The organism is Nocardioides sp., assembly GCF_025965415.1.
Lineage (GTDB): Bacteria > Actinomycetota > Actinomycetes > Propionibacteriales > Nocardioidaceae > Nocardioides.
The window spans coordinates 1-20,699 of record NZ_JAOPWY010000008.1; the positions used below are offsets into that span (position 1 = coordinate 1).

23 protein-coding genes and 1 riboswitch are annotated in these 20,699 nt (G+C 71.4%); of the genes, 9 read left to right on the top strand and 14 right to left on the bottom strand.

The features are described from left to right. Together JWN97_RS00950 and JWN97_RS00955 are read left to right on the top strand one after the other, a co-directional pair. On the top strand, positions 1-463 hold a 463-nt coding region (locus JWN97_RS00950), incomplete at its 5' end, for an NlpC/P60 family protein (protein ID WP_297616765.1). Between the two features lie 55 nt (positions 464-518). After that, positions 519-1,100, top strand: a complete 582-nt coding sequence (locus JWN97_RS00955) for a TMEM165/GDT1 family protein (protein ID WP_297616768.1) — start codon at positions 519-521, stop codon at positions 1,098-1,100. Positions 1,101-1,215: 115 nt separating this feature from the next. On the opposite strand, the gene JWN97_RS00960 is transcribed toward JWN97_RS00955, so the two are convergent. Continuing rightward, on the bottom strand, positions 1,216-1,707 hold the full coding sequence (locus JWN97_RS00960) for a CAP domain-containing protein (protein WP_297616771.1): 492 nt from the start codon (positions 1,705-1,707) through the stop codon (positions 1,216-1,218). Positions 1,708-1,807: 100 nt separating this feature from the next. Between JWN97_RS00960 and JWN97_RS00965 the strand changes: the two genes are divergently transcribed. The 3 genes from JWN97_RS00965 to JWN97_RS00975 are packed head-to-tail and all read left to right on the top strand — an operon-like array spanning position 1,808 to position 3,617. Next, complete coding sequence (locus tag JWN97_RS00965) at positions 1,808-2,236, top strand: hypothetical protein (protein ID WP_297616774.1); 429 nt, start codon at positions 1,808-1,810, stop codon at positions 2,234-2,236. A 26-nt stretch (positions 2,237-2,262) separates the two neighbouring features. Continuing rightward, positions 2,263-3,138, top strand: a complete 876-nt coding sequence (locus tag JWN97_RS00970) for an HTTM domain-containing protein (protein WP_297616777.1) — start codon at positions 2,263-2,265, stop codon at positions 3,136-3,138. Continuing rightward, entirely contained in the window at positions 3,135-3,617 is a 483-nt protein-coding gene (locus tag JWN97_RS00975; protein WP_297616782.1) for a hypothetical protein, read from the top strand. The genes JWN97_RS00970 and JWN97_RS00975 overlap by 4 nt, the downstream gene beginning before the upstream one ends. On the opposite strand, the gene JWN97_RS00980 is transcribed toward JWN97_RS00975, so the two are convergent. Next, positions 3,614-4,735, bottom strand: a complete 1,122-nt coding sequence (locus JWN97_RS00980; protein WP_297616785.1) for a chorismate-binding protein — start codon at positions 4,733-4,735, stop codon at positions 3,614-3,616. The genes JWN97_RS00975 and JWN97_RS00980 overlap by 4 nt on opposite strands. 112 nt (positions 4,736-4,847) lie before the next feature. On the opposite strand from JWN97_RS00980, the gene JWN97_RS00985 reads away from it, so the two are divergent. Beyond that, positions 4,848-5,060: a DUF5999 family protein gene (locus JWN97_RS00985; protein ID WP_297616788.1), complete on the top strand. Its 213-nt coding sequence runs from the start codon at positions 4,848-4,850 to the stop codon at positions 5,058-5,060. Between the two features lie 61 nt (positions 5,061-5,121). Here JWN97_RS00985 and gcvP read toward each other — a convergent pair whose 3' ends face one another. The 12 genes from gcvP to JWN97_RS01045 all read right to left on the bottom strand — a co-directional run bounded on the left by gcvP (position 5,122) and on the right by JWN97_RS01045 (position 16,428). After that, a complete protein-coding gene (gcvP, locus tag JWN97_RS00990) occupies positions 5,122-7,995 on the bottom strand; it encodes an aminomethyl-transferring glycine dehydrogenase (protein ID WP_297616791.1) in 2,874 nt (957 codons plus the stop codon). Positions 7,996-8,154: 159 nt separating this feature from the next. Continuing rightward, positions 8,155-8,252, bottom strand: a riboswitch (glycine riboswitch). Positions 8,253-8,295: 43 nt separating this feature from the next. Beyond that, positions 8,296-8,844 carry a MerR family transcriptional regulator gene (locus JWN97_RS00995; RefSeq protein WP_297616841.1) on the bottom strand — a complete coding sequence of 183 codons (549 nt, stop codon included), beginning with the start codon at positions 8,842-8,844 and terminating at the stop codon, positions 8,296-8,298. Between the two features lie 231 nt (positions 8,845-9,075). After that, positions 9,076-9,546: a bifunctional nuclease family protein gene (locus JWN97_RS01000; protein ID WP_297616794.1), complete on the bottom strand. Its 471-nt coding sequence runs from the start codon at positions 9,544-9,546 to the stop codon at positions 9,076-9,078. A gap of 42 nt (positions 9,547-9,588) precedes the next feature. Next, positions 9,589-10,329 carry a MerR family transcriptional regulator gene (locus tag JWN97_RS01005; RefSeq protein WP_297616807.1) on the bottom strand — a complete coding sequence of 247 codons (741 nt, stop codon included), beginning with the start codon at positions 10,327-10,329 and terminating at the stop codon, positions 9,589-9,591. 3 nt (positions 10,330-10,332) lie between these two features. After that, positions 10,333-10,860 carry an FHA domain-containing protein gene (locus tag JWN97_RS01010; RefSeq protein WP_297616810.1) on the bottom strand — a complete coding sequence of 176 codons (528 nt, stop codon included), beginning with the start codon at positions 10,858-10,860 and terminating at the stop codon, positions 10,333-10,335. 123 nt (positions 10,861-10,983) lie between these two features. Next, positions 10,984-11,370 (bottom strand): glycine cleavage system protein GcvH, encoded by a 387-nt coding sequence (gene gcvH, locus JWN97_RS01015; protein WP_363321235.1) that lies wholly within the window; start codon positions 11,368-11,370, stop codon positions 10,984-10,986. Positions 11,371-11,414: 44 nt separating this feature from the next. Then, positions 11,415-12,206: a DUF881 domain-containing protein gene (locus JWN97_RS01020; RefSeq protein ID WP_297616813.1), complete on the bottom strand. Its 792-nt coding sequence runs from the start codon at positions 12,204-12,206 to the stop codon at positions 11,415-11,417. Then, positions 12,199-12,531, bottom strand: a complete 333-nt coding sequence (locus JWN97_RS01025) for a DUF1290 domain-containing protein (RefSeq protein WP_209954013.1) — start codon at positions 12,529-12,531, stop codon at positions 12,199-12,201. Before JWN97_RS01025 ends, JWN97_RS01020 begins: the two co-directional genes overlap by 8 nt. Next, entirely contained in the window at positions 12,528-13,400 is an 873-nt protein-coding gene (locus tag JWN97_RS01030; RefSeq protein WP_297616820.1) for a DUF881 domain-containing protein, read from the bottom strand. Before JWN97_RS01030 ends, JWN97_RS01025 begins: the two co-directional genes overlap by 4 nt. Then, positions 13,393-13,992, bottom strand: a complete 600-nt coding sequence (locus JWN97_RS01035; protein WP_297616823.1) for a CDP-alcohol phosphatidyltransferase family protein — start codon at positions 13,990-13,992, stop codon at positions 13,393-13,395. Before JWN97_RS01035 ends, JWN97_RS01030 begins: the two co-directional genes overlap by 8 nt. 20 nt (positions 13,993-14,012) lie before the next feature. After that, positions 14,013-15,077, bottom strand: coding sequence for a hemolysin family protein (locus JWN97_RS01040; protein WP_297616826.1), 1,065 nt, complete (start codon positions 15,075-15,077; stop codon positions 14,013-14,015). Next, positions 15,067-16,428 (bottom strand): hemolysin family protein, encoded by a 1,362-nt coding sequence (locus tag JWN97_RS01045; RefSeq protein ID WP_297616829.1) that lies wholly within the window; start codon positions 16,426-16,428, stop codon positions 15,067-15,069. The genes JWN97_RS01040 and JWN97_RS01045 overlap by 11 nt, the downstream gene beginning before the upstream one ends. Before the next feature lie 227 nt (positions 16,429-16,655). Between JWN97_RS01045 and JWN97_RS01050 the strand changes: the two genes are divergently transcribed. The 3 genes from JWN97_RS01050 to JWN97_RS01060 all read left to right on the top strand — a co-directional run bounded on the left by JWN97_RS01050 (position 16,656) and on the right by JWN97_RS01060 (position 20,041). Next, the gene (locus JWN97_RS01050) at positions 16,656-18,176 is read left to right on the top strand and encodes a sulfatase (RefSeq protein ID WP_297616832.1); all 1,521 of its coding nucleotides are present in this window, start codon (positions 16,656-16,658) and stop codon (positions 18,174-18,176) included. Between the two features lie 5 nt (positions 18,177-18,181). Beyond that, positions 18,182-19,267, top strand: coding sequence for an SLC13 family permease (locus JWN97_RS01055; protein ID WP_297616835.1), 1,086 nt, complete (start codon positions 18,182-18,184; stop codon positions 19,265-19,267). 117 nt (positions 19,268-19,384) lie between these two features. Continuing rightward, positions 19,385-20,041 carry a DUF4389 domain-containing protein gene (locus JWN97_RS01060; protein ID WP_297616838.1) on the top strand — a complete coding sequence of 219 codons (657 nt, stop codon included), beginning with the start codon at positions 19,385-19,387 and terminating at the stop codon, positions 20,039-20,041. Positions 20,042-20,699 lie beyond the last annotated feature (658 nt).

Below are 20,699 nucleotides of genomic sequence, written 5' to 3' on the forward strand. Positions count from 1 at the left end.
AGCGAGGCCGACGCCGACGGCCAAGCCCGTCGCGCCTGCCCCGGCACCGCCGGCCGATCCGGCCTCCGACGCCGCCGCGCTGACCGCACCGCCGCTGCGCGGGTTGCCCGCGCCGGACCTCCCGGCGCTGACCACCGTCGCGGCGCACACCGTGACCAACGCGTTGTCCGTGCGGGGTTCCAAGGCCTGGACCGACCTGGCCCTCGTGCAGGCCGCCTGGCGTCACGCCGGCGGTGGCACGCTGCCGGCCACGCGCGTCGCCGTCGCCGCGGCGGGGACGACGATTCCCGTTGCGGCGGCAAGGATCGGGGACCTCGTCGTCTATGGCGACCCGGCCAGCCACCTCGGCGTCTACCTCGGCCACGGCTACCTGGTGGACGCATCCCCGACGCTCGGCCACGTCGTCGTACGACGGGTGTTCGCGAGTCCGACCGTACGGATCGTCCGGCTCGACATCGACTAGCGTTTTCGCCGTACGACGCAAGGGGGATCTGCCCTCGCTGTCGGTGGAGGGCTCGGTGTTCAGCGTCACGACGGCCCTCGTGACCTTCGTCGTGATCTTCCCGGCGGAGCTGCCGGACAAGAGCCTGCTGGCCTCTCTCGTCCTGGGCACCCGCTTTCGCAGCCTGCCCGTCTGGCTCGGCGCGTCCTCCGCCTTCGTCGTGCACGTCGTCATCGCGGTGGCCGCGGGTGGGCTGCTGCGGCTGCTTCCGTCGACGGCGGTGGACATCGTGGTCACGGTGCTGTTCGCCATCGGGGCGGCCGTCCTGCTGCTCGGGCGCGAGGAGCCCGCCGAGGACGTCGACGTGCCCGCCGGCAGCGTCTCGTCCGGCCGGATGTTCTGGACGTCCTTCGGCGTGGTCTTCGTCGGCGAGTGGGGTGACATCACCCAGCTCGCCACCGCCAACCTCGCCGCTCGCTACGACGACCCGGTCTCCGTCGGCATCGGAGCAGGGCTCGCCCTGATCTCCGTCGCCGGGCTGGTGCTGCTGGCCGGCAACCGGCTGCTGCGGCGCGTGCCGCTGGCTCTCGTCCGCCGCGGCGCCGGGCTGCTGCTCGCCCTGCTCGCCGTCATCAGCCTCGTGCAGCTGCTCCGCTGACCACCCGGCCGGGTTGCTCGGAGACGTGGCGCCACGCCCATACTGCCTCGCCGATAATCGACACTATGTCAAGTAGCCGGTAACGGCCCCTCCCCGTACTGAGCGGGGGTGGTGGTCAGGCGCCGGTGAGCGGGGTGACGAAGTCCTGGGTGGCCCACCAGCGCCCGGACGTCGTACGGACGGCACCCACGCCGATGCGCGTGAACGCGGGGTTCAGGATGTTCGCGCGGTGGCCGGGCGAGTTCATCCACATCGTCATCATCTGGTCGGCCGTGACGTTGCCGTACGCGATGTTCTCGCCGGCCGTGCGTGCCGGGCAGCGCAGCATCGGCGCCAGTGACTGGTGGACCAGGGTGCTGGTGGCGGCCATGTGGGTGCTCCACGGCGCCGCGAACCGGCTCGCGCAGGGCGACACGATCAGCGGCCGCAGACCGTGCGCGGCGCGCTGGGCGTTGACCAGGACGACGATCCGGCTGACGTAGGCCGCCGAGGTCGTGCTGCCGACGGGAGCTGCCGCGACGGCCGCCTGCGCGTTCGTCGTACCGGCCAGGCTGCTCATCGCAGCAGTGGCCAGGGCCGTCACCAGGAGTGCTCGGGTGCGTCTCATGGTGTTGTTTTCGACCGATTCAGCACCCACCTGAGCGGCCACTCGGGTGACACACCGTGACGGTCGTCACGACACGAACCCCCCGCCGTACGCTCGCGCCGTGCTCACGGCGACCGGTCGACGCGTCCGGCTGGCCGTCACTGCCGTGTTCTTCGGGCTGCTGCTCGCCGGCACCGCGGTCGGGCAGGACGACGCCTTCCCGTTCGGCCCGTTCCGGATGTACGCCACCCGCGACGCGCCCGACGGCCTGGTCCTGTCCACCCGGGTGGAGGCCGTCGATGCCACCGGCCGGGTCGTCGTCGTGCCCGACACGGCGACCGGGCTGCGCCGCGCGGAGATCGAGGGCCAGGTCGGCCGCCTTCGGTCCGACCCCGGGCTGCTCGCAGCGATCAGCCGCGCCCACGACCGGCTGCACCCCGACCAGCCGGCCTACGACGAGGTGCGGGTGGTCGAGCGCCGCTACCGGCTCCGGGACAGCCGCCCGACCGGCGATCAGACCGAGCAGGTGGTCGCGCGGTGGCACCGGTGAAAGTGGCATCGGTGAAGGTGGCATCGGTGAAGGTGGCCTCGACGGGCGGGGGCCGGGTGTCGCGCTGGCTGATGCGGCCGGCTCCCCTGGGCCGCATCGCGGCGCTGCGGACCGTGGCCTACCTGTTCGTTCCCGTCGACGTGCTGCTGACGACGCCGTGGGTCGTCCAGCACGCGCAGGTTCCCGGCTCGCTGTACCAGCCGCTGCTGATCGGGCGGCTGCTGCACCTGCCGACACCGGGCGGCTGGGTCGAGCTGCTGCGCTGGGTGCTGGTCGGCGCGTGCCTCGTCGCCGCGACCGGACGTCTCCCCCGCGCGCTCGGCGCTCTCATCGCCGTCCTGTACCTGGAGTGGATGCTGGTCGCGTTCTCGTACGGGAAGGTCGACCACGACCGGGTCCGGTTCTTGGTGCTGCTGGCGGTGCTTCCCACGGTCGGCACGGCCCGGCGCGGCGACCAGGCGCGGTCGGAGGCGGCCGGCTGGGCCGTCGGGATGACCACGCTGGCCGTGGTCGCAACCTACTTCCTGTCCGCGATCGCGAAGCTGCGCTTCGGTGGGCTGGACTGGGTCGACGGGGCCACCTTGACGCGCGCCGTCGTACGCCGCGGGACCGCGCTGTCGACACCCCTGCTCGACCACACGTGGGTGCTGCACGCGTTCCAGTACGTCCTGCTCGGTGTCGAGCTGCTCGTCTCACCGCTGCTCCTGGTGCGCTGGCGCGAGCACCGCATCACCTGGTGCCTCGTCGGCGGCTTCTTCCTGTTCCATCTCATGACGTTCCTGACGATCTCGATCGTCTTCCTGCCGCACTGCGTCGCCCTCCTGGCGCTGCTGCCGCTCGAGCGGTTCGGCGTGCGGCGGCTGGTGCAGCACGCCCCGGCACGGGAACCGGTACCGGCATGACCGACCGGCCGCTGGCGGTGTTCGACGTCGACGGGGTCCTCGCCGACGTGCGTCACCGCCTCCACCACCTGGAGAGCCGGCCGAAGAACTGGGCGGGCTTCTTCCGCGCGGCGGTCGACGACCCACCGCTGGCCGAGGGCATCGCCCTGTGCCTCGAGAGCGCCAAGGACTGTGAGGTCGTCTACGTCACGGGCCGGCCCGAGCACTGCCGGCGCGACACCGTCGCCTGGTTCGCCCGCCAGGGCCTACCGGAGGGGCGGCTGTCGATGCGGGCCGCCGGCGACCGGCGACCCGCACGGCTGGCCAAGCCGCAGCTGCTCCGCCGGCTCGCGCGTGACCGGAGCGTGGCCGTCGTCGTGGACGACGACGAGCAGGTCTGCAACGCCTACGAGGCAGCCGGGTGGCGCGTCCTGCGGGCCCGCTGGATGGAGACGGCGCCGGTGCTCCTGGAGGCGCAGGAGGACGACGGCCGGACCTAGCGACCCAGTGCGCGCAGCACCGGCCCGGCCTTCGCCTCGGCCTCCGCGACCTCCTCGTCGGGATCGCTCCCCCACGTGATCCCGCCGCCGGCCCAGACATGTACCCGGTCGGCATCGACCGCGACCGTCCGGATCGTCAACCCGAGGTCGAGACCGCCCGGACGCACGATGCCGAAGGCACCCATCGCCGGCCCCCGTCCCACCGGCTCGAGCGACGCGAGCAGCACACACGCCGCGTGCTTCGGTGCGCCCGTCACCGACCCCCCGGGCAGAACCGCGCGCAGCAGGGTCACGACGTCGACACCGGCGTCGAGCTCGGCCGCGACGGTGGACGCCGCATGCCACAGCCCGGCCCACTCCGCGACGTCGTACAGGGTCTCGACCTCGACCGAACCGGTCACCGCGACCCGGGCCAGGTCGTTGCGCTCGAGGTCGACGATCATCACGTGCTCGGCGCGGTCCTTCTCGCTCGCCCGAAGCTCCTCGAACGACCCCGAGGCGATCCGCCGGGTTCCCTTGATCGGCTCGGTCGTGACCCGCCCGCCGGCCACCCGCACCAGCTGCTCGGGCGACGCGCTACCGACCGCCCACCCCTCCCCCGTCAGGACTCCCGCGTAGGCGGCGCCGATCCCGGCGACTGCGACGGCGAGGTCCGCCGGCGACGAGCGGTGCGGTGCCGAGCGGTGGCCCACGACGTTGGCCTGGTAGACGTCCCCGCGGGCGATCGCCTCGCGGACGGCGGAGACCGCAGCCGCGTGGTCGGCCGGTGACCAGGACGGCTGCCACTCCCCCACGGCCGGCCGGCGCACCGCCGGCGCGGACGCCTCACCGCGGACCGCTACGGCCACCAGGTCCGGTACGCCGGGCACGGGGGTCGGCGGTCCGGCCGGGACGTCGCCGACCGCCGCACAGCCGGACGCGCCGATCAGCAGGACGACCGAGGTGTCCCCCGTCTGGGCGGCCGGCTCGCCGCCGAGGCCGTGCTCCGCGAGGAACTCCGCGAGGGCCGCTGCGGCGTCCGGGCCATCGCCGCTACGCCACTCCAGCCGTTCGAGCTCGCGCAGGGGCCCACCTGGATGTCCGGGTGGCGCGCATATGGACGGGTCAAATCCGTCCACAACCACCCCAAGTGACCATGTGCAAACAGAGGTACAGCGCCGAGACTGATGTGACGAGGAACACAGCGTCACCACCACCGGTTCTCCCCGACCTTTGCGACGGAGCACGACGATGTGCCAGCACAGCCCGATCTGCCCCTCGGCCTCCGCCTCGGATCACGACGCCGCCAAGGTGGTCTCGAGCCACCCCGAGCAGGGCTGGAGCCTGCTCTGCAACGGGGTCGTCCTGTTCGAGGACACCGGCGAGATCCTCCCCGACCGCCAGATCGTTGCCCCGCACCGTCCGGTCTGCCGCCGCTGGACCCCGATCCACAGCGCTGCCTGACGCCCTGCCCCCGGCCCGACCGACGGCCCGCGCCCTTCGGGGACGCGGGCCGTTGTCGTTGTCAGGACTCGAACGCTTCCGGCGGCGGGCACGAGCAGACCAGGTTGCGGTCGCCGTACGCGCCGTCGATGCGCCGCACCGGCGGCCAGTACTTCGTCGCCGCCCGCACCCCACCCGGGAACGCCGCGGCCTCGCGGCTGTAGGGGTGGTCCCACGTGTCCGTCGTGACGCTGGCCGCGGTGTGCGGCGCGGCCTGCAGCGGGTTGTCGTCGCGCGGCCAGGCGCCCGACCCGACGCGGTCGATCTCGCGGCGGATCTCGATCATGGCGTCGCAGAAGCGGTCGATCTCGGGGAGGTCCTCGGACTCGGTGGGCTCGATCATCAGCGTTCCCGCGACGGGGAAGCTCATGGTCGGCGCGTGGAAGCCGTAGTCGATGAGCCGCTTCGCGACGTCGTCGACGGTCACTCCCGTCTCCTTGGTGATCTGCCGGAGATCCACGATGCACTCGTGGGCGACCAGGCCACCGCGGCCGGTGTAGAGCACCGGGTAGTGCGGCTGGAGGCGCTTGGCGATGTAGTTGGCGCTGAGCACCGCCAGCTGCGTGGCGCGGGTCAGTCCCTCCGCACCCATCAGCCGGACGTAGGCCCAGCTGATCGGAAGGATCCCGGCACTGCCGTACGGCGCCGCACTGACCGGGCCGGGACCCGAGGAGGGTCCTGCCGCGGGGTCGAGCGGGTGGTTGGGCAGGTACGGCGCGAGGTGTGCGCGCGCCGCCACCGGACCGACCCCGGGACCTCCGCCGCCGTGCGGGATGCAGAACGTCTTGTGCAGGTTGAGGTGGCTGACGTCGGCGCCGAACTTCCCGGGCTTCGCGAGGCCGACCAGCGCGTTGAGGTTGGCGCCATCGACGTAGACCTGCCCGCCGGCATCGTGCACCGCCGCGCAGATGTCGCTGATGGTCTCCTCGAAGACGCCGTGGGTCGACGGGTAGGTGACCATCAAGGCCGCCAGGTCGTCACGGTGCGCGTCGATCTTCGCGTGCAGGTCCTCGACGTCGACATCGCCGGTGGGTGTCGTCGCGACCACGACAACCTTCATGCCGGCCATCACCGCACTCGCGGCGTTGGTGCCGTGCGCGCTTGCCGGGATCAGGCAGATGTCCCGTGCGGCGTTGCCGTGGTGCCGGTGGTACTCACGGATGGCCAGCAGTCCGGCGAGCTCGCCCTGTGAGCCGGCATTGGGCTGCAGGGAGCAGGCGTCGTAGCCGGTGATCTCGCAGAGCCACGCGGCCAGGTCGTCGATGAGCTGCTTGTAGCCCTCAGCGTGGACGGTCGGCGTGAAGGGGTGCAACCCGCCGAACTCCGGCCAGGTCACCGCCTCCATCTCCGTCGTGGCGTTCAGCTTCATCGTGCAGGAGCCGAGCGGGATCATCGTCCGGTCCAGCGCGAGGTCCTGGTCCGACAGCCGCCGCAGGTAGCGCAGCATCGCCGTCTCGCTGTGGTGGGTGCGGAACACCTCATGCGTGAGGTACGGCGACGTGCGGCCCAGCCTCTCGGGCAGCCGGTCCGGGGTGCTCGCATCGAGTGCGTCCCAGTCCTGCTGCTGTCCGCCGAAGGCAGCGACCACGACGTCGAGGTGGGCCCGCGTGGTCGTCTCGTCGGTGGAGATCCCGACGGTCGCCCCGTCGACCAGCCGCAGGTCGACGCCGGCTGACCGAGCCGCCTCCACGACCGCGGCCGCGTCCGTCGTACGGACCGTGATCGTGTCGAAGAAGTCCTGGTGCAGCACGTCGTCCCCGAGCGCGGCTCCCAGCAGGACCGCCATCCGGTGTGCCCGCGTCGCGATCGTCCGCAGCCCCTCCGGACCGTGGTAGACGGCGTACATCCCCGCCATGACGGCGAGCAGGACCTGCGCCGTGCAGATGTTGCTCGTCGCCTTCTCCCGGCGGATGTGCTGCTCACGCGTCTGCAGCGCGAGCCGGTAGGCCGGCGCGCCGTCGGCGTCGACGCTCACCCCCACCAGCCGGCCCGGCATCGAGCGCTCCAGGCCCTTGCGCACCGCCATGTAGCCGGCGTGCGGGCCGCCGTAGCCGAGCGGGACGCCGAAGCGCTGGCTGGTGCCGATCGCGACATCCGCCCCGAGCTCCCCGGGGCTGGTCAGCAGGGTCAGGGCGAGCAGGTCGGCCGCAACGGTCACCACCGCACCGCGCGCGTGCGCCTCCTCGATGACGGGCGCCAGGTCGCGCACCGCGCCAGAGCTGCCGGGGTACTGCAGCAGGATCCCGAACACCTCGGTGCCGGCCGGGACCCGGTCAGCAAAGCTGTTTGTCGACAGGTCGACCACGAGGACCGGCAGCCCGAGCGGCTCCGCCCGGGTCGTCAGCACGGCCACCGTCTGCGGGTGGCAGTCGGCGTCGACGAGGAACGCCGCGCCGGCGGGCGCCTTGCTCGTCCGGCGGGCGAGGGTCATCGCCTCGGCCGCGGCGGTTGCCTCGTCGAGCAGGCTGGCGTTGGCGATGGCCAGGCCCGTCAGGTCCTCGACCATCGTCTGGAAGTTGAGCAGCGCCTCGAGCCGGCCTTGGCTGATCTCCGGCTGGTACGGCGTGTAGGCGGTGTACCAGGCCGGGTTCTCCAGGACGTTGCGCAGGATGACCGGCGGCGTGTGCGTGCCGTGGTAGCCCAGGCCGATCATCGGGACCGTCACGCGGTTACGGGCCGCGAGCGCGCGCAGCTCGGCCAGGACCTCGGTCTCGCTGCCGGCGGCCGGGAGGCTGAGCCCCTCCTGGGCCCGGATCACCTCCGGGACGGCCTGCTCGGTCAGCTCGTCGAGGGAGCCGGCACCGACGACCGCGAGCATCTTCGCGGTCTCGTCCTCCCCCGGGCCGATGTGCCGGGTCGCGAACGGCGCGGCGGACTCGAGGTCACGCAGCGACATGGAGGGCCTCCAGGCGTGTTGCCGGAGCGACGGCCTCGGGCGAGGCGCCGGTCCGGAGGAAGGGACCCTCCCCCTCTGTCCTGGGACCTGAGAGCTTCACCCCGTGGACGCGGGGCTTGCACCGTCGGTGAGCCGCGAGCGGCTGCTTTCCAGAGTTGCCTGACCCGCACGGTCCGTGGGCCTGAGAGGTTGATCGGGGAGGATTGCTCCTTCGGCGCCCTCCACTGGCTGTGGAAGGACTCTCCCGCACGGGGTCGTCGGCGCGGTCACGCTACCAGCGACGCTCGTCCCGGCGGTGCGCTAGGCAGTCGTCCGGCGACGGCGGCGGGTCGACAGCTCGTCGGCCGCCACGGCGTCGTCGGTGACGGCTGCGTCGCCCTCGCGGGCACGCTCTCCGGGCAGCAGCGCGAGGCTGCCCTCGACGTCGCGCACGTGCCGGCCCACGGCGATCGCGAAGACGGCCTGCCCGCCCTGGAGCAGGTCGACGACCTCGTCGGTGCTCGTGCACTCGTAGACGGTGGTGCCGTCGCTCATCAGCGTGATCTGGCCGAGGTCCTCGACACCGCGGTCGCGCAGCGTGGAGATGGCGGTGCGGATGTTCTGCAGGGAGATCCCGGCGTCGAGCAGCTTCTTGACGATCTTCAGCACGAGGATGTCGCGGAAGGAGTAGAGCCGCTGGGTGCCCGACCCGGACGCCTCGCGGACGCTCGGCTCGACGAGGCCGGTGCGGGCCCAGTAGTCGAGCTGGCGGTAGGTGATGCCGGCGGCCGAGCACGCGGTCGGGCCGCGGTAGCCGAGACCGGCCGGGGTCGCACCCGGCCGCTGGTCGGCCGGGAGGTCGTCGAACAGCGTGCCCTGCAGGTTCAGCGCCGGGCGGGGCGCGTCGGCGGGCTGAGGGGAATCGGGCTGCCCGGGCTGGTCTGCCACGCGCTCGCCTCCGTGTCTGTCCGAGTGCTGCGGTCCGCGACCGTGGCGAAATGCCAACGCGGTAAGACACGCACGCTAGGGAGCCGCACCCGCCCGGTCAACGATGCCGGCGGCGAGTCGCAGACCTCGACCTCAAGGTGAGACTCAGGCTTTCTAGGATCCGTGCTCGAAGTCCTCGGGCGTCACGTTGTCGAGGAACTCGCGGAACTTCTCCACCTCGTCCTCCTGCTCGTCGGGGATGGCGATCCCCGCCTCGGCCAGGACGGACTCGCTGCTGCGGATGACGGCGCCAGTGCGCATCGCGAGCGCGATCGCGTCGGACGGGCGCGCGCTCACGGCGACGCCGCCGTCGAAGCCGAGCTCGGCGTAGAAGACGCCGTCGCGCAGGTCGGTGATGGTGACGCTCTGCAGAGGTCGGTCGAGCGCCGCCAGCAGGTCCCGGAGCAGGTCGTGGGTCATCGGCCGGGCCGTCACGACCCCCTGCTGCGCGAATGCGATGGCGGTGGCCTCCACGGCGCCGATCCAGATCGGCAGGTAGCGCTCCCCGGTCACCTCGCGCAGGAGCACGATCGGCTGGTTGGAGGGCATCTCGACGCGGACTCCCACGACGTCCATTTCGCGCATGGCCCCACCCTACTCAGGTGCCCTGACCGGGCGGACCGGGGCTCAGCCCCGGTCGAGACCGACCTTGACGAGGGTCGCGTGGAGGCGCACCGAGAGCGCCGCGATCTCGGACGTGGCGTCCTCGGCCCGCCCGCGCGCGGCCGCGTCGCGGCCCCGGGCCAGTGGCGCGACGACCTGCTGGACCAGGCCGACCTCGCGGTCGGCGGCGTTCTTGAACGCCCGCAGGTGACGGGGCTCGAAGCCGAAGTCGGCCAGCTCCCGAGCGGTCTGCGCGACGACGAGGGCATCGCTGTCGAAGTGGCCCGTGCCGGTGCGGGCGCTGATCAGGCCGAACTGCTCGAGCTGCGAGAGCAGCTCCTCGGAGATGTCCGCGACCTTCAGCAGCTCACGCCGCGACAGGCGGAGGTCGCTGCTGCGCCGGAACGACTCCGGGCTGGGCAGTCCGTCGGCGCTCAGGGCGACCTTGGGGACGGTCGGCACGACGGAGTCGATCGCCGGCGGCTCGAGTCCGCGGTCGATCGCGTCGAGGTGGTCGCCGATGACCTTCAGCGGCAGGTAGTGGTCGCGCTGCATCAGCAGGATGTAGCGCAGCCGGGACACGTCGTCGCCGGAGAACTTGCGGTAGCCCGCGGCGGTGCGCTCGGGCTTGACGAGCCCCTGGTCCTCGAGGAACCGGATCTTGGGGATCGTCACGCCGGGGAAGTCGCCCCGCAGCTGGTCGAGGACCTGCCCGATGTTGTAGCGGGCGCCACGACTCGAGGCCGAGGGCGTCGAGGCACTCACGGATCAGCTGACCGGGTGGGAGGAGAAGAACACCAGGCGGTACTTGCCGATCTGCACCTCGTCGGCATCGTTGAGCTCGACGGAGTCGATCCGGTCGCGGTTGACGTAGGTGCCGTTGAGGCTGCCCACGTCACTGACGGTGTAACCCGTGCCCGAGCGGCGGAACTCCGCGTGGCGGCGCGAGACCGTCACGTCGTCGAGGAAGATCTCGCTGTCGGGGTGGCGGCCGGCGCCGACCACGTCGGTGTCCAGCAGGAACCTGCTGCCTGCGCTCGGGCCGCGCTGCACGACCAGGAGGGCGTGACCCTCCGGCAGGGCGTCGACCGCGGCCGCGTCCACCGGGCTCAGCTGGCGGTCCGAGGACTCGCGAGCGTCGGGTACGCCGAAGGTGATGGTCGCAGTGGTCTCGACCGGGCTTGCTCCCACCGGAGTGGCCCCGGTGTCGTCCCCGGCGAGCAGCTTCGCGCCGCACTGGGCGCAGAAGCGGGCATCGTCAGGGTTCTGCTTGCCACAGGCGGTGCAGAACGGCATGGAAAGCTCCTCGACGGATCGACGCGCAACCCTCAGCCGAGGGTTGAGGTTGACGGTTGCTCCGAACCTATCAGTCTCGTGATGAGGCCGACGGCTCAATGATGACTCGTGCTCCGACCCCGGTCAGCCGTCGAGGCCGGCCTGGTAGGTGGCGGCGTCCATCAGGCCGTCGACCTGCGTCGCGTCGGACACGATGACCTCGAACAGCCACCCGGCCTCGTAGGGGTCGCTGTTGACCAGCTCCGGCGTCTGGTCGAGGGCGCCGTTGGTGGCGACGATCTCACCGGTGACGGGGGCGTAGATGTCGCTGACGGACTTGGTCGACTCGAGCTCACCGCACGTGTCCCCGGCGGTCACCGTGTCGCCGACCTGCGGGAGGGAGACGTACACGATGTCCCCGAGCGCGTCCTGCGCGAAGTCGGTGATGCCCACCCGGACCGAGCGGGCAGCGTCGCCGGGGGTGCGCACCCACTCGTGCTCGCTGGTGTACTTCAGGTTCTCCGGATACACGTCGGACTCCTCGTGCTGCAGTGGTCTGGGGACTGGCCGGCAGGCTACTGGCCCGTGCCGAGCTCCGCATACTCAGGTCGGGGCGCCTCGCGAACGCTGGTGATCTCCACCGACTCCAGGTCCCCGACCGTGACGGTCGCGCCGTCGAGCGTCTCGAGCGTCTCGATCGGGCCGTTGGAGAAGGTCAGCGCGGTCCGCAGGATGTGCGGGTCGCCGATGACGTCCAGGACGTAGGGCGGCTCCAGGAGCTGGTCGTCGAGCTCGATGCCGCCCACCGCGTTGTCGAACGAGCTGTCCGCGCCGAGCCGGATCGTGTCGTTGAGCTCCATCGCCTCGGCACCCGCCGTGCGCAGCTCCTGGATGGTGTCGAGGAGCGAGCCGACGCTGACCCGGCTCGTCGACTCCGTGATCGTCACCCGCAGTCCCTGGCCGGCCACCGGCACGAGCCCGGCGATGATGTTGAGGGTCCGCACCCGTTGCTCGGCCTCGTCGAGGGCCGCGGCGCGCGCCTGGCTCTCGTCACGGAGCTCGTCGCGGCGGGCGTCGAGGCGGTCGACCTCGCGGCGGGCGCGCTCGGCGGTCCCGGTGAGGCCGTCGAGCACCTGGATCAGCTCGCTCTCGCGCAGCCCTGCGTAGGTGTCGTTGGCCTTGGTGTCGCGGACCTGCACGACGAAGGCGAAGCCGAGCACGGCCAGCAGCACCGCGACCACGGCCTGACGGCGCGAGGGGCGGGTGAGGGCGGTGCGCAGCCGGTCGCGCGACGGGTCCTGCTCGGGTGCCCGGGCGCCCGGCGAGGAGGGCTTGGCCGAGTTCTGCGGAGGCTTGCGGTCAGGCATGGAACACGTGCCTGCGGATCGCCGCGACGTTGGAGAAGATCCGGATGCCGAGCACGACGATGACCCCGGTCGTCAGCTGGGCGCCGACACCGAGCTGGTCGCCGAGGTAGACGATCGCGGCCGCGATGACGACGTTGCTCACGAAGGACACCACGAAGACCTTGTCGTCGAAGATGCCGTCGAGGTAGGCACGCAGCCCGCCGAACACGGCGTCCAGGGCCGCCACCACCGCGATGGGCAGGTAGGGCTGGAGGCTCAGCGGCACGTCCGGCGCGAACACGAGTCCGGCGAGGATGCCGAACAGCAGTCCGAGGGCGGCAATCACGGCGCGCTCCCCTCTCCATCAGGTACGCCATCCGGGTCGGCGTTGAGCTCGATCACATCACGCAGCGGCCGCTCGGGCGCAGCCGGCAGACGGATGTCGTCGACATTCTCGGGCGTGTAGAGGAATCCCAGGCCGTTCACCAGCGCGAACCACTCCTGGCCCTCGTAGGTCTGCAGCAGCCGGGCCTGGAGCGTCCGGCTGTCGCCGATCACCGACACGACGTAGGGCGCGTTGACCGGCCGACCGTTGACGTGGATCGCCCGACCGGTGTTGCGGATGCCGCCGAGCGCGTTGATCCGCTGGTCGTTGATCGCGATCGCCTCGGCCCCCGCCTCGAAGAGCCCGTCAACGAGGATCGCGAGATCCTCGTCGCGGATCTCGCTGTTGACCTCGACGCCCGGGCGGTTGTCGACGGTGATCCGCACGCCGGGACCGTGCACCGCGGCGTAGCCGGTGTTGAGCTCGGCGCGTCGCACCCGCGTCTCGATGTCGTCGATCCGACCCTGCAGCACCGTGCTGTTGCTGGCCGCCGCCTGGTTGGACCGGGTCAGCTCGCCCACGTCGCGCTGCAGCCGGCGTACGTCGTCGCGCCGGGAGTCGATCTGCTCGATCAGCGCGGCCCGGGACAGCTCGTTGACCGCGGCCTCGCGATCGGTCTGCGCCGCGACGATCGCCGCCATCACGCCGAGCACCGCGATCGCCACGAGGCTGACCCAGTGGGGACGGGTCCGGGGGGGCGTTCCCTCCGCCGCTGCGGCGCGCTTCTGGGCGACGTGGGCGTAGTCCTCGTCCATCGACCTGGTGGTGATGAGCGTCAGCAGGGGCGTGGTCACGTGCTCGGGCAGCTGGCGCTCGGACGTCTCAACCATGGTCGGTCGCCGGCGTCGTGCGCCGTGGTGTCTCGCGCAGGAGCGTGCGCACCTGCCAGGCGTAGAGCACGCCGGCCCACCAGTAGAGGCCGATCCCCCACCAGGCGAAGGCCCAGCCGAAGTTGCGCGCCAGCGTGGCGACGATGCCGCTGCCCTCACCGAGCAGGAGCAGGGGGAAGGCGTAGAGCAGGTTGAAGGTGGCGGCCTTGCCGAGGAAGTGCACCGGCAGTGCCGAGAAGCCGCGGGTGCGCAGGATCGGCACCAGCCCCCACAGGAACAGGTCACGCAGCGGCAGGGCGATCGCCACCCACCAGGGGATGATGTCGCGCAGGTAGAGGCCGATCACGACCGCGAGGATGTAGAGGCGGTCCGCCACCGGGTCGAGGATCTCGCCGAGCTTGGAGAACTGGTCGAGCCGCCGGGCGAGCCACCCGTCGAGGTAGTCGGTGAAGCCGGCGACCATCAGCACGACGAGGGCGACCGCGTCGGCCTCCGGTCCGAGGACCAGCCACAGGAACAAGGGCACGCCCGCAAGCCGCACCACACTGATGATGTTGGGCACGGTCCAGATGCGGGTCGCCTCGTCGGACACGGTGAGACCCTATCCGCGCGTCAGAGGGAGTCCACGGTGGACACGTCGTGGTGGGCCGCGTCGCGGATCTCGCCCACCAGCTCCTCGAGGACGTCCTCGAGGGTGACCAGGCCGACGACGACCCCGTCGCGCTGCACGACCCGGGCCATGTGGGCGCCCTTGACCTGCAGGCTCTCGAGTGCGTCGTGGAGCAGGTCGTCGGGGTGGACCGAGGCGAAGGGGCGGATCCACTTGTCCTCGATCACCCGCGAACGCTTGTCGTCGTCGGTCTCGAGGGCGTCCTTGATGTGGAGGTAGCCCAGCAGGGTGCCGTCCGCTGCCGCGACCGGGAACCGGCTGAAGCCGGTGGCGGCGCACAGCGCCTCGACGTCGGCCACGGTCGAGCCGGGCGCGACGGTCGAGAGGCTGTCGGGGACCATCAGGATCGACCCCACCGCCTTCTCGGTGAAGCCGAGGGCCCCGGCGAGCCGGTCGTACTCCTCGGCCTCGATCAGGCCCTCGCCGCGCGACTCCTCGACCAGCGCGGCGACCTCCTCGCGCGTGAAGCTCGAGTGCACCTCGTCCTTGGGCTCGATCCGGAGGAGCCGCAGCACGGCGTTGGCCACCATGTTCATGAGCGCGATGACGGGGCGGAGCACGGTCACGATCACCATCATCGGCGGGCTCAGGACCATCGCGGCACGGTCGGCGCCGGCGAGGGCGATGTTCTTGGGCACCATCTCGCCGAGCACGACGTGGAGGTAGACCACGATCGACATCGCCACGACGAACGACACCGGGTGGAGCAGGTTGTCGGGGAGGTGGGCCTGGTGGAAGATCGGCTCGAGCAGGTGGGCCACCGCGGGCTCGCCGATGGCACCGAGGCCGAGCGAGCACACAGTGATGCCGAGCTGGGCGCCCGCCATCACCAGCGAGACGTTCTCCATCGCCCGCAGCGTCGTGCGAGCGGCCCGCGAGCCCTCCTGGGCGCGCGGCTCGATCTGGCTGCGCCGGGCGGCGAGCAGCGCGAACTCCGCTCCCACGAAGAAGGCGTTGAGGACGAGCAGCACGACGGCCAGGCCCACGCCGAAGAGGTCACTGCTCATCGTCGGCCTCCTCGGAATCGGCCGAGACCACGCGCAGGTCGAGCCGGTCGATGCGCAGCCCGTCCATCCGCTCCACGGTCAGCGTCACGAGGCGCTCCCGCGGCTCGTGGGGGTCCGAGCGGTCGGGCACCTCGACCTCGACCCGGTCGCCGGGCTCGGGGATCTTGCCGAGCTCGCGCATCACCAGGCCGGCGACGGTGTCGTAGTCCTCGTGGTCGGGCAGCTCGACGTCGGTGGCGTCCTCCACCTCGTCGGGCCGCAGCAGGCCGGACAGGGTCCAGCTGCCGTCGCGGCGCTGCCGGATCCGGGCCCCCAGGCGGTCGTGCTCGTCGGAGATGTCGCCGACGATCTCCTCGACCACGTCCTCGAGCGTCACGATCCCCGCGTGGCCGCCGTACTCGTCGAGCACGATGGCCATCTGGAAGCCGTCCTGGCGCAGGAGGGCGAGGAGCGGGTCGAGGCGCAGGCTGTCGGGGACGACGACGGGCCGGACCATGACGTGCTTGATGCGGGTCGTCGCCCGCTCGTGCACCGGCACGGCGACGGCGTGCTTGACGTGCACGGTGCCGACCACTGTGTCCTCGGCATCGAGCACGGGGAAGCGCGAGTGACCGGTCTGGCGGGCCAGCTCGATCACCGAGGAGACCCGATCGCCCTCCTCCACCGTGGTGGTGCGCACCCGGGGGGTCATGATCTCGCCGGTGGTGCGCGAGCCGAACTCGACCGAGCGCTCCATCAGCTCGGCGGTCTCGGCGTCGAGCGTGCCCTGGTCGGCGGAGCGCTGCACGAGGGAGGCCAGCTCCTGCGAGCTGCGCGCGGAGCGCAGCTCCTCCTGCGGCTCGATGCCGAGACGCCGCACGATCAGGTTGGCCGAGCCGTTGAGGGCGCGGATCGGTCCGCGGCTGAGCGCGGTGAAGCCGCGCATGAAGCCCTGCGTCGTGCGAGCGGTCTGGAGCGGGCGCGCGATGGCGATGTTCTTGGGCACCATCTCGCCGAAGATCATCGTCACCACCGTGCCGATGGCCAGGCCGAGCCCGAGCGACAGGGGCGTGACCACGCCCTCGGGGAGTCCCGCGGCCCTGAGCGGACCGTCGATGAGGTCGGAGATCGCCGGCTCGGCCAGGAATCCGATCGCCAGGTTGGTCACGGTGATGCCGACCTGCGCGCCGGACAGCTGCGTCGAGAGCGAGCGCAGTGCCAGCTGTACGCCGCGCGCGCCCTCGTCGCCCTCGGCGGCGGCCCGCTCGACGCTGGGACGGTCGACGGTGACGAAGGAGAACTCGGCTGCGACGAACAGGCCGCACGCGGCCACGAGGGCCAGCGAGACGAGCAGCAACACGAAGGGGGTCACGACGCGCACCCGGCGTTCAGTGCGGTCGTGCGGGGACTTTGACTGTCGTCCATGGTCGGCGCTGGTGTTCCTTGTCTCGGCGTCGGCGAAGCCTCAGACTACCGGTCCCACACAGGTTGACCACACTCGTCGTGTCGCTTTGGGGAGGGGCACCTCTCGCCCCTAGGGTTGCGCCACATCGGGGCGAGTCACGAGGACCCTCCGGGTCCCGACAAGGAATGGCGTAGATGCGAGCGTGGGCGCAGTCGATCGCGGCTGCACTTCTGGTCGTCCTGGTCGCCGCGCTCGCGACCGCCACCGCCTCCAGCGGGACGGAGAGCGCCGGCTCGGTGCGGATGGTGCAGACCACCCGGAGCTCGAGCCCGGACCCCAGCCAGGTCCCGAGCCAGGTCCCGACCACGGCCGCCAAGGACCGCCCCAACGTCGTCTTCGTCCTCACCGACGACATGCGTGACGACGACCTCGACCACATGCCGATCACCCGCCGGCTCCTGGCCGACGAGGGGATGGAGTTCACCGACGCGATCTCCCCGCACCCGCTGTGCTGCCCCGCCCGGGCGCAGCTCGCGACGGGGCAGTACGCCCAGAACAACGGGGTGCAGCACAACCGTGGCGTGCACGGCGGGTTCCAGGCCCTCGACCCGACCCGTGAGGCGAGCTCGTGGTTCCGCGACAGCGGCTACAGCACCGGCTTCGTCGGCAAGTTCCTCAACGGCTACGGCCCGCACGACGTACGCCCCTCGGGCTGGACGCGCTGGGACGCGCTGACGCGCGGTGTCTACGACTACGTCGACTTCTCCATGACCGGCGACGGCGCTCCCCGCCGCTACACCGACAGCTACATCACCTCGGTCATCGAGGACCACACCAACCGCGCCGTCTCCGACTTCGCCGCCTCCGGAGACCCGTTCGTGGTCTACGCCTGGCACCTCGCGCCGCACTACCGGATCACGCCCGAGGGCGGCCGCGGCCTGCCGCCGGCGCTGCCCCAGGACCAGGACCTGTTCGCGGACGCACGGCCGTCGTCGTTCGACGACCCGGCCTTCGACGAGGCCGACGTGAGCGACCAGCCGGCCTACCTGCGCAACCTCTCCCCCGTCTCGAGGGACGAGGTCGCCGCGGAGAACACCGCCCGCCTGCGGTCGCTCCAGGCCGTCGACCGCGCCGTCGGGTCGCTCGTCGAGACGCTCGACGAGCAGGGCGTCCTCGACAACACCTACATCGTCTTCTCCTCCGACAACGGCTACTCGCTCGGCGAGCACCGCTACGTCGGCAAGGACGTGCTGACCGACGAGGCGCTCCAGGTGCCTCTGCTGGTGCGCGGTCCCGGCATCGCCCCGGGCTCCACCTCCGACGTGCCGGTGACCCTGGTCGACCTGCCCGCCACGTTCGCAGCGCTCACCGGGGTCACCCCCGGCTGGCAGGTGGACGGCACGTCCTTGGCGCCGACCCTGCTCGGCGATGCCCAGACCTTCCGCGACACCACGCTGATCCAGACCGGTCGCACCCTGGGTGACGGCTGGTCGCACCGCGGCGTCCGCACCGAGCGCTACCTCTACGGCACCGACGGTGCGGACGGATTCCTCTACGACCGGCTCCTCGACCCCGACGAGATGGTCAACCTGATCGACGACCCGGCCTACGACCAGGTGCAGGCCACGCTGGAGATGCGGCGCACCGAGCTCGTCGGCTGCGCGGGCTGGACCTGCAACCAGGTCTTCGGCCCCGTGCCCGAGCCGTCATCCTGATCCTCGTGCCCGACGTCCTCCAACCGGTCCTCGAGCAGGTGCTGCCCGTCGCGGTGTTCCTGCTCGCGATCACCGTCACCGCCGAGGTCGCCCAGCTGGCGGGCGTCTTCGACGTGGCCGCGCACGCGATGGCACGGCGTGCCCGGCACCGCGTGGTCCTGCTCTGGCTGCTGTTCGCCGCCCTCGCCGTGGTGAGCACCATCGTGATGAGCCTGGACACCACGGCGGTCCTGCTGACGCCGGTGGGCCTGGCCATTGCCCGTCAGACGGGCATCGCGCCGATGCCGTTCGCGCTGACCACGCTGTGGATCGCCAACACGGGCTCTCTCCTGCTGCCCGTCTCCAACCTCACCAACCTGCTGGCGGTGCACCGCTTCGAGGACCTCGGCGCCGGGCACGGCGACTACGTGCGGACCGCGGCGCTGCCGGCCGTGACCGCCATCCTCGCAACACTGCTCCTGATCGGCGTGCTGCAGCGACGGGCGCTGCGCGGCACCTACGCCGTCGACCCGCCCGCCGACCCCCACGACCGCGTGCTGCTGGTGATCGCCGGCGTCGTGTCGCTCGCGATCGGCCCTCTCTTCGCCGTGGGCCTGGAGCCGGCGGTGGTGTCCGTGGCGTCCGCGGCGGTCCTGCTGGCGGCCGTGCTCTGGCGTGCCCCGGCGATGCTGCGCGACGTACGCCCGCCGTGGCTCATGGCCGGCGCGTTCGTTGTGGTCGCCGGCCTGCTGCGCGTCGCGCAGACCGAGGGACTGCTCGACTGGCTGGCGCCCCTCGTGGGGACGGGCACCCGCCCCCTCGACCTGCTGCACCTCTCCAGCACCTCGGCGCTCGCGGCCAACCTGGTCAACAACCTTCCCGCCTACCTCGTCGTCGAGCCCTCCGCGGCCGACGACGTACGCCGGCTCGTCGCGACGCTGGTCGGCGTCAACGCCGGCGCGCTCGTCACGCCGTGGGCCTCGCTCGCCACGCTCCTGTGGCTGCAGCGCTGCCGTTCGGCCGGTCTGCAGGTCCCGCTGCTCAAGCTGGCCGGCTGGGGCGCGCTGTGCGCCGCCGTCTGCGTCACCGCGGCCACGCTCACCATCCGCTGACCTGAGGCCGTGCCGGACGTCGGTCCCGACGGTCCCTGGCGCGCAGGACCTATGCCTCTCTCACCGGCGTGCCGGATCGGGCACGCTGGAGACAACGACGCGAATCCAGGAGGTTTCATGTCCGTCCCGAGCACTCCACCGTCATCGACCGCCTACCCGGCCCGTCTCGAGATCGACTACACGGATGAGCACGACCGGGTGCGGACGTTGTTCCGGATCGTGCTGGTCATCCCGATCGCCATCGTCTACGGCGTACTCACCGCCGGCGCCACGCGCACGGTGTACGACCAGGGCAGCGAGGTGATGACCTCGTCGAGCGGAGGGATCATCAGCGGCCTGTTCGGGGCCACCTTGCTGATGATCCTGTTCCGGCGCCGCTATCCCCGGTGGTGGTTCGACTTCGCCGTGGAGCTCACCCGCTTCGGCGCCCGCATCGGCGCCTACGTCACGCTCCTGACGGACGCCTATCCCTCGACGGTCGAGGAGCAGCAGGTGCACCTGGACGTCGACTACCCCGACGTCGAGCAGGACCTCAACCGCTGGCTGCCGCTCGTGAAGTGGCTGCTCGCCATCCCGCACTACGTGGTGCTGTTCTTCCTCTTCATCGGCGCTGTGGTCGCGGTCGTGATCGCGTGGTTCGCGATCCTGCTCACCGGACGCTATCCGCGCGGGCTGTTCGACTACGTGGTCGGCGTCGGACGGTGGTCGCTGCGGGTGCAGGCCTACGCCTTCCTCCTCGTCACCGACCAGTACCCGCCGTTCTCCCTGGACTGATCCAGCCGCCACCGGCGGAGAGTGAACAACGGACCCACGTCTCCGTGGGTCCGTCTGCGATGTCCTGCGACATCGTTCACTCGGTCGGGCTGACAGGATTTGAGCCTGCGACCCCTTGTCCATCGACGACGGCTCGAGGATTCTTGCTGCGATGCGCCGACGTGCGCGCTGACCTGCGCAAACGCCTGAGCATGTCTTGGCAGCGGTTGCGACAGCCTGCCCCTGCGAGGCCGGTCATGACCGAATACTTGGGGAACAAGTGCGGCACGCTCCAAGACGGTCTTGCCGTCGTTCGAGGCAATCGTCGCGCACCCGCGCCTCAGCAGGAATCTGCTCCCCGCGGTGTGCCACTGGACCACCCTGATGGCCAGCGCAAGTCCCTGCCACTCCCCTGCTGGGCGCACACGGTGCGGCCCCGTCGCCTTTACTGGGGAGCTGCACTCCGCCGCCTTTCGGCGTCGGCGGACATCCGGATCTGGCGCCAACCGCTACTTCTCAAGAGACGCCGGACACCGGATGCCGTCACTGGGTAGCTCAGCCGAACAGTTCTCCCAGCCAGTGCTCCTTCTTCTTGCCCCGGTATCCGCTGGACCCCTCCGAGCGACGGTCGCGGTCGTCGTAGGCGGGTCGGGTGGGGTTCTGCACGTCGCGGGTCGGT

Excerpts from the sequence above, each read along its gene's own strand:
- JWN97_RS00960 (WP_297616771.1), bottom strand. The coding sequence starts at position 1,707 with ATGAGACGCACCCGAGCACTCCTGGTGACGGCCCTGGCCACTGCTGCG.
- JWN97_RS00975 (WP_297616782.1), top strand. The coding sequence starts at position 3,135 with ATGACCGACCGGCCGCTGGCGGTGTTCGACGTCGACGGGGTCCTCGCC.
- JWN97_RS00985 (WP_297616788.1), top strand. The coding sequence starts at position 4,848 with ATGTGCCAGCACAGCCCGATCTGCCCCTCGGCCTCCGCCTCGGATCAC.
- gcvP (WP_297616791.1), bottom strand. The coding sequence starts at position 7,995 with ATGTCGCTGCGTGACCTCGAGTCCGCCGCGCCGTTCGCGACCCGGCAC.
- JWN97_RS01000 (WP_297616794.1), bottom strand. The coding sequence starts at position 9,546 with ATGCGCGAAATGGACGTCGTGGGAGTCCGCGTCGAGATGCCCTCCAAC.
- JWN97_RS01010 (WP_297616810.1), bottom strand. The coding sequence starts at position 10,860 with ATGCCGTTCTGCACCGCCTGTGGCAAGCAGAACCCTGACGATGCCCGC.
- JWN97_RS01020 (WP_297616813.1), bottom strand. The coding sequence starts at position 12,206 with ATGCCTGACCGCAAGCCTCCGCAGAACTCGGCCAAGCCCTCCTCGCCG.
- JWN97_RS01030 (WP_297616820.1), bottom strand. The coding sequence starts at position 13,400 with ATGGTTGAGACGTCCGAGCGCCAGCTGCCCGAGCACGTGACCACGCCC.
- JWN97_RS01040 (WP_297616826.1), bottom strand. The coding sequence starts at position 15,077 with ATGAGCAGTGACCTCTTCGGCGTGGGCCTGGCCGTCGTGCTGCTCGTC.
- JWN97_RS01050 (WP_297616832.1), top strand. The coding sequence starts at position 16,656 with ATGCGAGCGTGGGCGCAGTCGATCGCGGCTGCACTTCTGGTCGTCCTG.
- JWN97_RS01060 (WP_297616838.1), top strand. The coding sequence starts at position 19,385 with ATGTCCGTCCCGAGCACTCCACCGTCATCGACCGCCTACCCGGCCCGT.